This window comes from Variovorax sp. EL159, from assembly GCF_900100965.1.
GTDB lineage: Bacteria > Pseudomonadota > Gammaproteobacteria > Burkholderiales > Burkholderiaceae_C > Variovorax.
In genome coordinates, this window is sequence record NZ_FMUJ01000002.1 from 25,257 (window position 1) to 37,292 (window position 12,036).

At 64.6% G+C, this 12,036-nt stretch carries 17 protein-coding genes; 3 read left to right on the forward strand and 14 right to left on the reverse strand.

Annotated features, from left to right (window positions below):
- Positions 1–14 precede the first annotated feature (14 nt).
- From BLQ28_RS06320 to BLQ28_RS06350, 8 genes are all read right to left on the reverse strand, one after another.
- Complete coding sequence (locus tag BLQ28_RS06320; RefSeq protein WP_093237800.1) at positions 15–2,894, reverse strand: toprim domain-containing protein; 2,880 nt, start codon at positions 2,892–2,894, stop codon at positions 15–17.
- Positions 2,895–2,901: 7 nt separating this feature from the next.
- Positions 2,902–3,036, reverse strand: a complete 135-nt coding sequence (locus tag BLQ28_RS33210) for a hypothetical protein (RefSeq protein ID WP_256327192.1) — start codon at positions 3,034–3,036, stop codon at positions 2,902–2,904.
- Entirely contained in the window at positions 3,036–3,365 is a 330-nt protein-coding gene (locus BLQ28_RS06325) for a hypothetical protein (RefSeq protein WP_093237801.1), read from the reverse strand. The genes BLQ28_RS33210 and BLQ28_RS06325 overlap by 1 nt, the downstream gene beginning before the upstream one ends.
- Positions 3,362–3,748, reverse strand: a complete 387-nt coding sequence (locus BLQ28_RS06330) for a DUF7673 family protein (protein ID WP_093237803.1) — start codon at positions 3,746–3,748, stop codon at positions 3,362–3,364. Before BLQ28_RS06330 ends, BLQ28_RS06325 begins: the two co-directional genes overlap by 4 nt.
- A 137-nt stretch (positions 3,749–3,885) precedes the next feature.
- On the reverse strand, positions 3,886–4,209 hold the full coding sequence (locus BLQ28_RS06335) for an Ogr/Delta-like zinc finger protein (protein WP_176801034.1): 324 nt from the start codon (positions 4,207–4,209) through the stop codon (positions 3,886–3,888).
- Positions 4,206–4,409 carry a hypothetical protein gene (locus tag BLQ28_RS06340; protein ID WP_093237806.1) on the reverse strand — a complete coding sequence of 68 codons (204 nt, stop codon included), beginning with the start codon at positions 4,407–4,409 and terminating at the stop codon, positions 4,206–4,208. Before BLQ28_RS06340 ends, BLQ28_RS06335 begins: the two co-directional genes overlap by 4 nt.
- 50 nt (positions 4,410–4,459) lie before the next feature.
- On the reverse strand, positions 4,460–4,660 hold the full coding sequence (locus BLQ28_RS06345; RefSeq protein ID WP_093237807.1) for a hypothetical protein: 201 nt from the start codon (positions 4,658–4,660) through the stop codon (positions 4,460–4,462).
- Positions 4,661–4,687: 27 nt separating this feature from the next.
- Positions 4,688–4,891, reverse strand: coding sequence for a hypothetical protein (locus tag BLQ28_RS06350; protein ID WP_093237809.1), 204 nt, complete (start codon positions 4,889–4,891; stop codon positions 4,688–4,690).
- 76 nt (positions 4,892–4,967) lie between these two features.
- Between BLQ28_RS06350 and BLQ28_RS06355 the strand changes: the two genes are divergently transcribed.
- From BLQ28_RS06355 to BLQ28_RS06365, 3 genes are all read left to right on the forward strand, one after another.
- The gene (locus tag BLQ28_RS06355) at positions 4,968–5,312 is read left to right on the forward strand and encodes a helix-turn-helix domain-containing protein (protein ID WP_093237810.1); all 345 of its coding nucleotides are present in this window, start codon (positions 4,968–4,970) and stop codon (positions 5,310–5,312) included.
- 154 nt (positions 5,313–5,466) lie between these two features.
- On the forward strand, positions 5,467–5,676 hold the full coding sequence (locus BLQ28_RS06360; protein WP_093237812.1) for a hypothetical protein: 210 nt from the start codon (positions 5,467–5,469) through the stop codon (positions 5,674–5,676).
- Between the two features lie 63 nt (positions 5,677–5,739).
- A complete protein-coding gene (locus BLQ28_RS06365; RefSeq protein WP_093237813.1) occupies positions 5,740–6,687 on the forward strand; it encodes a DUF4238 domain-containing protein in 948 nt (315 codons plus the stop codon).
- Between the two features lie 15 nt (positions 6,688–6,702).
- Here BLQ28_RS06365 and BLQ28_RS06370 read toward each other — a convergent pair whose 3' ends face one another.
- The 6 genes from BLQ28_RS06370 to BLQ28_RS06395 all read right to left on the reverse strand — a co-directional run bounded on the left by BLQ28_RS06370 (position 6,703) and on the right by BLQ28_RS06395 (position 12,007).
- Positions 6,703–7,752, reverse strand: a complete 1,050-nt coding sequence (locus BLQ28_RS06370) for a phage late control D family protein (RefSeq protein WP_093237815.1) — start codon at positions 7,750–7,752, stop codon at positions 6,703–6,705.
- A gap of 2 nt (positions 7,753–7,754) precedes the next feature.
- Positions 7,755–8,192: a phage tail protein gene (locus BLQ28_RS06375; RefSeq protein ID WP_256327193.1), complete on the reverse strand. Its 438-nt coding sequence runs from the start codon at positions 8,190–8,192 to the stop codon at positions 7,755–7,757.
- Between the two features lie 14 nt (positions 8,193–8,206).
- The gene (locus BLQ28_RS06380; RefSeq protein WP_256327194.1) at positions 8,207–10,882 is read right to left on the reverse strand and encodes a phage tail tape measure protein; all 2,676 of its coding nucleotides are present in this window, start codon (positions 10,880–10,882) and stop codon (positions 8,207–8,209) included.
- A gap of 68 nt (positions 10,883–10,950) precedes the next feature.
- Complete coding sequence (locus BLQ28_RS06385) at positions 10,951–11,067, reverse strand: GpE family phage tail protein (protein ID WP_093237816.1); 117 nt, start codon at positions 11,065–11,067, stop codon at positions 10,951–10,953.
- Positions 11,068–11,075: 8 nt separating this feature from the next.
- Positions 11,076–11,429, reverse strand: coding sequence for a phage tail assembly protein (locus BLQ28_RS06390; RefSeq protein ID WP_093237818.1), 354 nt, complete (start codon positions 11,427–11,429; stop codon positions 11,076–11,078).
- 65 nt (positions 11,430–11,494) lie between these two features.
- Positions 11,495–12,007, reverse strand: a complete 513-nt coding sequence (locus tag BLQ28_RS06395; protein ID WP_093237820.1) for a phage major tail tube protein — start codon at positions 12,005–12,007, stop codon at positions 11,495–11,497.
- Positions 12,008–12,036 lie beyond the last annotated feature (29 nt).

Consider the following 12,036-nt stretch of genomic DNA (forward strand, 5'->3'; position numbering starts at 1 on the left):
GGGCTCCATGGGCTTCAGGAACCGCGCGCCGGGCGCTCGAAGACCCAGCAGTGCACGGTTTTCGGGACTTCTTTCTTGACCTCGGTGGCTGTGGCCGGGGTCAGACTGAAGCGGATGGCGCTGCTGACCGACTTGATGTCGATGAAGCGCCGGGTCTTGCTGGTGCGCAGCACCTTCTTCAGATCGGCAAGCACCGGGATCTGTTGGCGGTGCGTGTTCGCCTTCTCGACGAACTCGTTGAGGTTCACGGCGATCTGGTCGGCCACGCGGCTGTGGTTGAGCACCGGCCGGTCGATGTGCCCGTGCTTGACTGACTCCACGCCGAGGCTGTCGAGGTAGTCGAAGGCCTCCCAGAACTCCTGTACCAGCGGGTGGTCGGCGTTGATCGAGCTCTGGCGCTCGCGGGCCATCGTGACGATCTGCGCCTGTACCTGGTCGAACTGCTCGTCAGTGAGCTTCACCACGCTGCGCATCGCCGTGGCCATCGCCAACAACTGTGCGTGGTTCTTCGCGATACGCGGCTTGTGGATGCCGTCCTGCGCGAGCAGGAAGCGGATGTTCTCGTCGTGCGAGGCGGTGACGGTTTGCATCACCTCGGTCTCGCGGCGCAGCGCGGCCAGGATGAAGCCGCTGACGGTCTCGATCTCGACCTTTTCGAGCGTCTTGGCGCTCTCGTAGCTGGCCTGCGTGAAGCCCTTCGTGTCGAAGGTCATGTGGCAGATCCGCTCCATGATGGCCTGCGAGGCCTGCACCTGGTTGTTTTGGCTGATGACGATGGACGCGCGGAAAGGCGGGTCGTAGGTTTCGTTGCCGCCGGTCTTCACCCCAGTGGTGCGGATGCTGTTGCCGTTGTAGGCATCCTTGAGTTCGTCCCAGTCGAAGCTCTTGACGTGTGCCTGGCCGCCGGATTTCGTCTCCCGGTCCGACTCGATCAGCACGATGGGCAAGTTGCTGACCTGCGTGAAGGTGCGCAGGCGGCCGGCGGCGGTGGACTTCGAGGGATCGAAGCCCTCGTAGTCGCGGCCAAGCAGCTTCCAGAGGAACTGAATCAGCGTGGTCTTGCCGGCGCCGGGTTCGCCGACGATCTCAAGGAACGGGAAGCTCTGCTGCTCGGCGCGCATCTGCTCGGCGAAGAGGGTGCCAAACCAGAACGCCAGCGCGATGTAGCCCTTCGCGCCGAAGGCCCGCCACAGGTGCTGCTGCCATGCACGCTGATAGCCCTCGCGGTCGGTGTTGATCCGCAGCTGGATCGACTTCTGCAGCGACTTGATCGAGAGCTTGTTGACCTCGAAGAAGTCTTCCTTGTTGGCCTCGTGAATCTGGCCGTCGCGCACCGCCACCTTGCCGAGGATGTAGGTCTTGTGCGTGGCGCTGTAGCCGATGAAGTCGATGGTCTGGACAACCTTCGGGTTGTCCAGCTGCCACTGCATGATCTTCTTGAGCTGGTGGCTGCTGCCACTGAACATCGCGCCCGGCGCAATGTGCAAGAGCCGCTTCTCGAATTCGGTGGCGGCCGTGAGCTGGCCCGAGGTGAACGTGGCCTTGATTGCCGGGCTGTCGTGGGGGAACGTGACGCGGAAGTAGTACCAGGCCTCGTCGGTGATCTCGTTCTTCTGGTAGTAGAGGGCGCGCGGGTAGCAGTTCGCGATGTTCTGGACGGTGTGGGACTCGAGCAGCGCATGGTCGCGCTGGGCGTCCTCGGACATCTCTTCCTTGGTGCGTTCCTTGATCTCGTCGCGCAGCTTGTCCCGGGCCTTGCCGTAGCGATCGAGATCCAGCTTGAACCACCACAGCCGATTGCCGTGGTCGAAATCGAACTCGGCCCGTCCGGTGTGGTTGTAGATGAGCAGCGCCTTCTCCTGCGCCGAGGAGGCCAACAGCAGCGCGCCGTGATAGCGGTATTCCTTCAGGTGGCTCTCTTTGAGCCGGTCGTGCTGGTGGGCATCGTTCCAATCGGTCTTGCCACCCCTGTCCTGCGGGATCTGTGCGGCCTCGCACGTCCAGCCTGCATCGCGCGCGCGGCGCGCGTGCTTCAGCGTGAAGGTCCGGCCGGCGGTGTCGCCGTCGAGCGCCCACACCAGCACCGGCGCGGCGACGGTGCCGCCCTGGGCTTCGAGCTGGGCCTTGAGCGCGGCGAGCGCCTTCTCCGGGTAGTTGTTGCAGCTGAGCAGCGCGACGGCGGCAATGCCGTGATGTGCCAGCGCGATCGCGTCGAAAATTCCTTCCACGATCCACAGCTCGGAGGGGGGCGGCAAAGTGGCGGCCCGCTCCGTATTGCTGGTGCCTGCGGCCTTCATGGCCTGCTGCAGGGCCTCTGACAGGGCCGTTTCGGTGGGCGCGGGCTCTGCGAACGACAGGGAGGGCAGCGCCCACCATGTGCCCTTGTAGCTGCCGCCGGCCTTGAAGTTCGCCTTCTTCTTGCCGAAGCGGTGAGGCGCATCGAAGAAGCGCTCCCACCAGGTGTCTCCGAGCTGGAAGCGCACGGTGCCCGTGCCGGCGCCGCGCCCCTGATCAGCGTGCGGATCGAAGTAGTGCTCCTGCGTGTAGGTGCCTTTGATCAGCGACAGATCGAAGCCGCGGCTCTCGGCGAGATAGGCATCGGCCGCGGCGTTGGGGTTCTGCTGCTCTGGCGGCTTTGCCTGCTCGGGCTTCTGGAAGCGGTCGGTCCAGTTGTCGAAGAAATGGGGCAGCAGATCTTTGACGTGAGACTGGTAGCCACAGTTGTTCGTACGCTGGCACATGACGACCAGCGGCTTCGCTGCCCACGTCCACATCTCGCGGTGGCCGCAGTTGGGGCACTTTCCCTTCTGCAGGTATTGGCGGTCGCTGGAGAACTTGAACTCGTAGTCCTGCTCCAGCGCCGCGCTGATTTCGTCGTAGAGATCCCTGCGCATGAGATCCTCAGAGCAGCCCGGCCAGCGCGAGCGCGCGGCCAAGCAGGACAGCGATCAGCACCACCACGAAGGCGGGCAGCAGGGGCAGCAACGCGGCAATAAATGCGCGCGGCTGCAGGTGGCCGTGGAAGGGCTGGCGCATCAGGCTGGCACCTCCTGGCGGCGGTGCCGGGCCTGCACGGCGGCATCGGCGGCGTCAGCGGCAGCTGCGGCGCGGTTCAGGGCCGTGGCGAGCGAGCGGGCATCGTCCGGCGTGATGTGCAGGGGCAAGATGCCAGCGGTTGGGCCCGAGCCCACGATCACCAGCACGAACGGGCGATGGCTCTTGTTGCTGCCGCCGGCGCTGTGGTACGAGTAGACGTCGAGCCCGACGCCGGGCATCGCGTCGGGGTTGCCGTTCTGCTTGTGGCAGATGGTGTGGCCGTGGGCGACCCAGTGATTGCCGCCATGATCGAGGAGCCGGGCGCTCATGCTGCATCCCCGGCGTCGTCAGGCGCTGCCGCTGCGATGGTGATGTGAGCTGGCGAAAGTGGGTCGAGGTATTCGCGTTTGCACTTCCCTTTGCGACGCCATTCATGCGCGAGGTGCTCGAACCGCTGCCCGAAGTCGTGGCGACCGGTGAGGCGGTTGAGCCACGCGTGGACTTCCATCTGGCAGCGCGATGCGTCGCAGCGCATCACCTCCATCGCCGCTTCGAGATTGCTGTCATCGAGCACGCGAAGGTCGGTGAGGTCGAACGGGAATCGCGAGCCGTTGTAGAGCCCGAGCAGCACGCCGGCAGCTGCTCGGGCGCCCGATGTGCCCTGGTGGATCTGCGTGACGTTCCAGAGCTGGATGAGCGCAGCGGTATTCATGCGGCGCTCCCTGCATGGGGTTGGAGAAGGATCGGTGCTGTCATGTGGAAACCTCCGGGGTGAGCACGTCCCGCAGGGCCTCCGAACAGGCACCGCAGGGGTTAGGTGAAAGGGGGATCGAGCGGGTGCTCTGGGCGCTATGAGGGCCCGTCGACACCGGCAGGCGCGAAGAGGTCGCGTGTCTCCGGCGGCGTCATGAGGGGCGTGTGCTCGGCCGTGTTGCCCGAGCGGATCTGCTGAGCCAACACGTCACGGCGCATGTGCGATGCGAGGGGCAGGTGGACTGACGGGGCGGGCGTGGCCGAAGGCGAAATCGTCATGTCCGCCTCGGTGGTCGCGCGCCAGGTGTGCCCGCATTCGAAGTTGCCGCACTGGATGTAGTGCTGCGACACGGTTGGCGTCATCACCTTCGTGGTCCTGATGGAGCCCAGGTGTTGGCAGTGAGGGCAACGCAGTCTCATCGCGACTCCTCGGGCGCCGGGCGCCGGTCGACGAGATAGAGGGCACGGCCGCGTCCGGTGGTCGCCCGTGCGGCGCGGCGAAGCCGGGCCTTCACCAGCCATTCGGCTGCGGATTCGAATGTGGGTAGCCCGCGCTCCAGCTGCACGCGCTCGATCAGCGCGTGGTCTTCGTCGGTGAAGGTGATGGTGTGCTCGGGCATCTTTTCGGCTGCTCTTTTTGCGCCGTGAAGCGGCTGTTTGCGGCCTTCCTTCAGGCCGCTCGCCGGTCGAGACTCGGCTCATGAATCAAACCCAGCACCTGCCGCGCTTCACGAAGCGCCAACTCGCGCAACAACGTCGCGAGCTGCTCGCCCTGGTAGTCAGCCATCGCTTGAACGAGCCCATCCTCGTAGTCATCGAGGCGGATCGTGTAGCGTTTGGAACGCACTCGCTTGGGATCGGGGTAGGTCATGGTCGTGCTCGGAAGAAGTGGGTCGCGTCAGCTGGTGAGCGTCTTCGTGCGCTCGCAGACGGCGAGGCCACGCAGGAGCACCAACCGGGACACCGAGGCAAGGGAACGCTGCTCGCGCTCGGCCATCTTTTCGAGCTTGGCCCGCTCGGCTGGCAGCAGCCGGATGGGGATTGGCCTGTCGGTGAGTACGCCGTTGGGCGCACGACGCGGTGTCTTCGAGGCGGGCTTCATGGGCGGCGGTATGCTTGTGGAACAGAAAATTGCACAGTGAACCCATTCTTGCGAGAAATATCGCGCAAGTCAAGCTATGAGTGAGAAAAATCGCGCAGCCGTGGGCGATCGCTTGCGCGAGGAGCGCGACCGAACAGGCCTCTCGCAGGAACAATTTGCAGCCGCCATCGATGTGTCGCGGCGGACATTGGTTGCTTGGGAGAAGGGTGAGCAGTCGCCCAATGCCGACGCCCTCACGGCTGCGGCGGAGGTCGGTATAGATGTGCTCTACGTCCTTATTGGTCAACGATCTGTGCCTGTCGAGAGCCGACTCACACCTGACGAGGCGGCCCTGTTGGACAACTACAAACATTCGGATGAAGAGGGGCGGGCAGCAGCCCGGAGGGTGCTTTCTTCGCTCGCGAAACAGAAAACCGGGTAGCCGTAGGCCACCTTGGCTTCAACTGCTCTGGGCCTTGCTCAGACTGCTGGACGTCGAAGACTGGCTTGATCTGGAAGACATGGATCAGGTTGCTTTCGGACCATTCGATATCGAAGAATGAGCTGCTCACCGAGTGGCGTTTTGGGGAGCTGGCATGCTGACTTTTTTGGGATGGGCATTTCTCGCGTTTGCCCTTTTCTTGTTCGTTGTGTGCATCGTCGGCTTCGTCAATCCCCAGTGGTTGGCCGACAAGAAGACCGGCAAAGTGCCGTCGCGGGGGCTGCTGTTGTTGGCTGCCTGGCTTGGACCAGTGATTCCTGCAGCTGCAGGCGGCACCATCCTGATCCTTCAGCGTGTTCCCTGACACCACTGCTCGCCGCAGGGCTCGAGTGCTTCGCAAACTGCTTGCTGCCGTAGAGGGACTACTGTGAGCGAGGCGCGCGGCCATCACTTCATCTCACAGTGCTACCTCAGAGGGTTCACCCGGAACGGCTCGAAGAAGTCCAAGCTGTACGTTGTCTCGCTTGCCGAGCACAAGACGTTTGAAAGCGTCCCCGGAGGCGTCGCGAAAATCCGAGACTTCAACCGCGCCGAGGGGTTACCCGCCGGCGAGGTCGAGCGCATGCTTGCGGGCTTCGAAGGGGCCATCGCTACAGCCTTGAAGCGAATCTGCGCGGATCGCTCGCTGGACGCTACGGCTGCGTGGGAGGAGGTCCTGTATCTTGTCGCGCTGTTCGCTGTTCGTCACCCGGTTCAGCGACAGAAGACCCAGGCAACTGCCGAATTGGCTGCTAAGACGGTGCTGGACCTGCTCACCGCCGATGAGGAAAGCTGGAACTCGTATCAGCGCATCGCAAGAGAGCACGGGCGAATAAACACAGAGGAAGATTTTTTTTCGTTGGCGGACGGGCGGGCATTTGCAGCGGGGTACACCGTTGAGCTGCCGACGTCGTATCACATCGGCCTCGAACTCATGGTGCTCGAGCACGTTTTGAAAACGCTCGTGGAACGCAAGTGGACACTTTGTATCGCCGGGCCGGAGGCCGGGAACTTCGTGACAAGCGACCGCCCGGTGACACTCGTGCATTCGGACGGCGCAACTGCAGGCCCTGATCGACAACTGGCGCATGGGATTCCGGGGACTGATTTGTACTTTCCGATTGACCGGCGGCTGATGGCCATCGGAAGGTTTGAAGGACCAAGCGAGGTCCGAACACTCGACGCTGAAAGCGTGGCGGCCCTCAACTCGATCACGTTTGCCAATGCGCATCGAGAGGTCTACTGTGCCGACCGGAAGGACCGGCTCATGCACGAAGGAAAGATGCTGCACGCCCAAGACGTGCTTGGGTTGCATCGGCCTACGGCTCGGGCCTAGTAGATCCGGAGCGCCTCACTCGGAGTCTTCGACGCTGCTGGGCTCGTCGGTCACCGTGCCCGCCACCTCCATCTCGGCATGCGTGGTGAATCCACCGTCCGGCGTCATGGAGTGCCGCACCTTGACCGACAGCCAGTCCGTGTCGTCGATCTCGGGCTTATTCCATCCTGAGACCTTCACCGGCGATTGAGGGGAGAGCAGGGGCTGGCCCAGCGCCAGCGTCAGCTCGAAGGTCGCGAGCCCGCGCTGGATGCGCCGCCATTCGGCCTGCGCTGCTGCGCGTGCATCGGCCTCGTTCGCGAACGTGTCCTTGAGCCGCTTAGCGTTGCCGCTGACCCCCACAAGCACCCCTCGCCGCTTCGCGCGCTTCGGATCGTGCCAGTAGGCGCGCACGCCGCTGTATGCGTCCCGATCGCTGGAGTGATAGCGGTGGCTGTCGCCATCGGCTCTCGTGATCTCAATGATCGGCAGGGTTTCTCCGCTCGATGTGGCTGTGCCGACGATGGGGAGAAACAGCAGGCGCCCCCGCTTGATCGTTGCGACGGCATCGTGCAGCTTCGCCAGGCGCGTTAGGAAGTTCAGGTCGCTCTCGTTGGTCTGGTCGATATGCTCGATCTGGCGGGCTCCGAGCGTGGGATCGATGCGCGCCACCAACTGGTGCCGGGCGGCCGTCTGCCGCACGATTTCACCCAGCGTGACGCCATGGAAGCTGCGCTCAACGCGAGTGCGCAGCGACTGATGCATCTCCGCGCTGCGGGCCCGGATGCAGATCTGGTCGGGCGCGCCGGCATGCTCGGCCTCGTCGACGATGAACGTGCCCTTGTCGACCAGGTCGGTACCGCTCCAGCCGATGGCGAGCTGCAGCTCGACGCCCTTGCGGGGAATCTCCAGCGCACCATCGTGATCGTCGAGCACCAGATCGAGCTGGTCGGCTTCGTTGCCCCGGCACTCCGACAGCGTCATGCTGATCAGGCGCGCGTCCACGGCCGGGGTGATGTCCCGCTCGCCGATCTTGAGGCGGTAGGTCGGGGCCGGATGGGCTGGGCGTTGGTCCTGCGGGTCCATCGTCACGCTGCCACGTCCTCGCTGCTGCCGTCGTCTTCGCCAATCGAGTCGGTCAGTTCATCGTCGACGCGCTCGAGTTGCAGCTGGAACTCGATGCGGCGGGCGGCACCATTGGACAGGAACACAGTCTTCGTTTCCGTAAGGCCCTCGATCACGTACAGGCCATACACGATGCCCGTGCCGTCGACCAACGGCCACGAGGCGCCCAGGTTGCCCATCTCGCGCAGCTCGTCGAGAGACTGAGTGCCGCCGGTCAGCTCGGGCATCAGCACACCCGACAGCTGGAAGGTGTCGTCGCCCACGCCGAGGAACTGGCGTGCAGCGCGCGCGCCGATGCGGCTGTTGCTCGCATGGCGCCATTTCATCTGCCGCTGCAGTTCCTGATAGGCCAGCGTGTCTAGGCAGAAAACGAACTGGCCCAAGGCCATCATCATGTCCATGGTTGGGCTTTCGATCAGTCGATGTCCGACAGAGAAGAACGGCCGGCCGCGCGCTTGGCGCGCTCGCGGCGATCCAGTTCGGCCGTAACAGCGCGGGCAATGGCCTGCGGGTCCATGCCGGGCGCCGCATGGATGTTGATCTCGTACTTCGTGGGTGACATCTGCGCGAACTGGCCAGCGCTGGCGCTGATCGGCGCACGGTTGTCGATCAGCGGCATGCTGTCGGCGCCAGCGGTCATCGGCAGAACCGAAGCAGCAGCAGCCGCTACGCCGAGCACCGCCTGGCGCACGTAGCCTGCGCGGCTGGCGATGCCGAGCGCGGCGCCGTTGCTGATCTCGCCACCGGCCAGCATGAAGACCCGGCTGGGGCTGCGGATGCCGAGCTTTTCCTTGAACCATGCCACTGTTGAATCGGCCACGCCCGAGATCGCGGTCTGGACCTGCCCGAGTGCGCCGGTGATGCCGCTGGCCAGGCCAGACATGATCTGGGTGCCGAACTCGGTGAACTTGGCCGGCAGCTCGAAACCGAACCATCGCATCGTTTCGGCGAAGGCCTGGTAGAACAGGCCGGCCGGTGACCAGTTGAGGATCGCTGCGCCCACCGTCGTGAGGGCCGCAGGCACCGAGCCGCCCAGGTACTGCCAGAACTGATCGAAGGCCGACTTCGCGCGGTTCCACAGGTCGACGAAGAAGGTGCTGATCGGGCCCCAGTAGCGGTAGATCAGGTAGGCCGCGACAGCGATGGCCGTGATGACAAGCCCGATGGGATTCATCAGCAGCGCGCGCCCGAGCCACAGCAGCGCGGTGCCAGCCAGGCGGAAGCCTGTGGCGAGCAGGCCCAGCACTCGGGCGAGCACGCCGCCCTGAATGCCCATGGCGGCGAAGGCAAAGCGCATCGTGACGAAACCGAGGATTGCGGGCCCGACTACCAGGAGGATGCCGCCAAGCGCCACGAGCGTCACTGCAAGGATGCCGAGACCGGTCGCCAGCACTTGCGCGAGACGAGGGTTGGCTGCCATCCAGTTCGTGAGGCCCTTCATCGCAGCGGTTGCGAACTGCAGCGCCGCTACGTAGGCCGGCATGATGCTGTCGCCGAACTGCTTGTAGAGGTCGTTGCGCCGCGCGGCCAGCTCCAGCTCGGCGCCGGATGTAGTTTGCAGTGCGCGGTCGTAGAGCGTGCCGATGCCATCGGCGCCGGCGTTGAGCTTCGCGTTCTTGTGGATCTGCTCGCGCTGCAGGTACATCTGCGCGAACAGGTTGGATGCGGTGCGATTGCTGAACATGCCTCCCATAGCGTCGAGCACGTCCTGTTTTTCCGTGATGCCCTTGGCTTTGAGCGCAGGCAGCAGGATCTCCTCCATCCAGCGGAACTGGTTTTCACGGAAGATCTCGCTGCCCTTGAGTGCGCCGACGCCCAGTTGCGAGATCTGCCCGACCTTGTCGTGCTTGACCTTCGACGGATCGGCGATCAGCCCGAACTGGTCGAGCATCTGGGCTGAGCGCTTAGTGGTCTTGCCCTGGTAGATGTTGGAGTAGGCCGACATCATGGCCGTGCCCACGCGGTGCCCGCCCATTTCCTGCACCAGCGGCTCCATCTGGTAGTACAGGGCCTCGTCGGTCAGGCCCTTGGCCGCGACGCCGCCGGTCTTGATGACGTTGAGCCACTCTTCGCCCTGCACGCGCCCGCCCGTGGCCGCGATCACGCGCTGGATCTTGTCGGCCTGGTCCTTGAACACCTTCTCGTTCGCCAAGCCGCCGCGCAGCTCGATGACCTTGAGCATGTCCATGAACTTCTTTTCGTTCTCGTGGCCCTGCTCTTCGCCGTAGATCGCCTCGTTGGCGAACTTCATCTTCGCCAGCGTGGGCGCGACCATCTCGGCGTGATGCAGGTCGGCGAACACCGTCAGACCATCGCGCACCAGCATCAGGTTGTCGCGGGTGCTGGTGCCGTAGGTCTTCATGGCCTTCGCATACTTGATCGCGTCGGCCGTGGTCGCATCGCCGAGGCCCAGCGCCGCAATGCGCTGCTGTTCAGTCGCGAACTTCTTGCTTTCCTCGATCGGCGCGCGCATGCCGTGCAGCACTGCGAAGCCGGAGCCGGCCGCAATGGCGCCGGCAACTGCGGTGTTATGTCCGAGGTGCCGACCCTTCTGGTACTCGGCCTTGGCGGCGTGCATGGCGCGCTGTCGATCGCCCAGCTGCTTGAGCTTGGTCTGCTGCTCGCCGATGACGCGGTTGGTCGCCGAGATCTCGGTGCGCAGCTGGCGCTCGTGCGTGCCCATGGCGCTCGCGCTGATGCCGGCGGCCGTGAGCTTGTCGCGCAGCGCCTGCACGCGCGTGGCCTGCCGCTGGTGCTGCTCGCTCAGCGCGGCCGCCTCGCGCCTCGCCGCGGCAAAGTCGCGGATCATTGCCTTGGAGGGCGGCCCCATGGCGCCGAGGCCCTGCGCCAGTTGCTTGACGCGCGCTTGTGCGGCGGTGAGTTTGGCCGTGGTGTCCTGCAGCCCGGCACGGATCTCGCGGAACTCGCCGACGCTCTTCTGCTGGGTGTTGAGCTCCTTGAGGCGGTCGCGGGCATCGCGCAGCGCCTTCGCGGCCTTGCTGCTGCTCTCGGTCACCCGCCTGAAGGGCGCGGAGGCCTTGTCCAGTGCCTGCAGGATCACCATCAGGCGCAGATCGCCGCTACCGGACATGTGCACCCCCTTGCGAGGCGGCCGCGTGGCGCGAATGAGGCTGGAAGGGGGAGAGGTGGCGCATGGGTCTACTTGGGCGGTTCGTGGCGTTCACGGGCGCGCTCGCGCCACTGCATCAGGTCGGACACTGTCATGTCGTCCATCTGGGCGGGGCCCCAGTGGAAGACGAAGGCGAGGTCCGCCATTGCGTCTTCTACGTGCTCTGGGATGCGGGAATCCGGTCCGCCCTCGGCAGCAAAAAATTCACCATCTCCGCACCGAGCTGCGCCAGGTCGGCTGGCTCGAGCGCCTCGATCTCGGGCTTCGTGAGCGTGGGAACCGTGACGCGGGGCAGCACCATGGTCAGTGCGATCACGTCCATCTGCATGAGCGCGGACAGCGAGGTGCCGCGCAGCTCGCCGGAGCGCGGCTTGCGGATGACCACCTTGGCGATGGTCTGGCTGCCGCGCACGACGGGCGTGTCGAGGATGACTTCGCCGGGGACAGCGGTCGGGGTGGTGGTCGGCTCCTGGCCGTCGCCGGCGCCGTTGGTGTCGTTGAGGTTCATGGTGCTGGAAGAGGAAAGGGAAAGGGAAGAGATGCGCCGGCAGCGGCCGGCGCGACTGGATCAGGTCAGAACAGGCCGAGCGCCAGGCGGATCTGCGCCATGCGATCGACACCACCGATCACCTCGATAAAGTTGACGAAGTCGATCTCCATGATTACCTCGCCGTTGATGCTCAGCTTGTAGTAGCTGAGCGCCGACTTCACCTTGATCTCGGTCTTCTCGCCGGGCTTGGCGTTGCCCGAGTCGATTTCCTTGTGGCGACCACGCATGACGATTTCGAGCGCTTGAACCTCGCCCGTGTCGTCGGATTGGATCGCGCCAGCGAAGCGCAGCAGGACGGCGTCATGGGTCGGCGCGCCCCACTGGGTGAGCAGGCTCGACATATAGCCGGCAGCGGTCCACTCGAACTCCAGCGCCTCCATGCCGAGGTCGATGCTGATGGGGCCGTTCATGCCGCCGGCACGGTATTCCTCCATCTTGCGGGAGAGTTTGGGCGGGGTGGCCTCGGGCACTTCGCCGAGGTAGCCGGTGCCATCGTTGAACACGATGAAGTTCTTGAGTACGCGGGGGAGGGACATGGTGTTTTCCTCTGTGGATCAGCGGGCAG

Bases quoted from the DNA above. Each gene is read 5' to 3' on its own strand.
- BLQ28_RS06375 (WP_256327193.1), bottom strand. From the start codon at position 8,192: ATGGACATGATGATGGCCTTGGGCCAGTTCGTTTTCTGCCTAGACACG.
- BLQ28_RS06385 (WP_093237816.1), bottom strand. From the start codon at position 11,067: ATGGCGGACCTCGCCTTCGTCTTCCACTGGGGCCCCGCCCAGATGGAC.
- BLQ28_RS06320 (WP_093237800.1), bottom strand. From the start codon at position 2,894: ATGCGCAGGGATCTCTACGACGAAATCAGCGCGGCGCTGGAGCAGGAC.
- BLQ28_RS06335 (WP_176801034.1), bottom strand. From the start codon at position 4,209: ATGAGACTGCGTTGCCCTCACTGCCAACACCTGGGCTCCATCAGGACC.
- BLQ28_RS06370 (WP_093237815.1), bottom strand. From the start codon at position 7,752: ATGGACCCGCAGGACCAACGCCCAGCCCATCCGGCCCCGACCTACCGC.
- BLQ28_RS06355 (WP_093237810.1), top strand. From the start codon at position 4,968: ATGAGTGAGAAAAATCGCGCAGCCGTGGGCGATCGCTTGCGCGAGGAG.
- BLQ28_RS06350 (WP_093237809.1), bottom strand. From the start codon at position 4,891: ATGAAGCCCGCCTCGAAGACACCGCGTCGTGCGCCCAACGGCGTACTC.
- BLQ28_RS06380 (WP_256327194.1), bottom strand. From the start codon at position 10,882: ATGTCCGGTAGCGGCGATCTGCGCCTGATGGTGATCCTGCAGGCACTG.
- BLQ28_RS06330 (WP_093237803.1), bottom strand. From the start codon at position 3,748: ATGAATACCGCTGCGCTCATCCAGCTCTGGAACGTCACGCAGATCCAC.
- BLQ28_RS06390 (WP_093237818.1), bottom strand. From the start codon at position 11,429: ATGAACCTCAACGACACCAACGGCGCCGGCGACGGCCAGGAGCCGACC.
- BLQ28_RS06325 (WP_093237801.1), bottom strand. From the start codon at position 3,365: ATGAGCGCCCGGCTCCTCGATCATGGCGGCAATCACTGGGTCGCCCAC.
- BLQ28_RS06345 (WP_093237807.1), bottom strand. From the start codon at position 4,660: ATGACCTACCCCGATCCCAAGCGAGTGCGTTCCAAACGCTACACGATC.
- BLQ28_RS06340 (WP_093237806.1), bottom strand. From the start codon at position 4,409: ATGCCCGAGCACACCATCACCTTCACCGACGAAGACCACGCGCTGATC.
- BLQ28_RS06395 (WP_093237820.1), bottom strand. From the start codon at position 12,007: ATGTCCCTCCCCCGCGTACTCAAGAACTTCATCGTGTTCAACGATGGC.
- BLQ28_RS33210 (WP_256327192.1), bottom strand. From the start codon at position 3,036: ATGCGCCAGCCCTTCCACGGCCACCTGCAGCCGCGCGCATTTATTGCC.
- BLQ28_RS06360 (WP_093237812.1), top strand. From the start codon at position 5,467: ATGCTGACTTTTTTGGGATGGGCATTTCTCGCGTTTGCCCTTTTCTTG.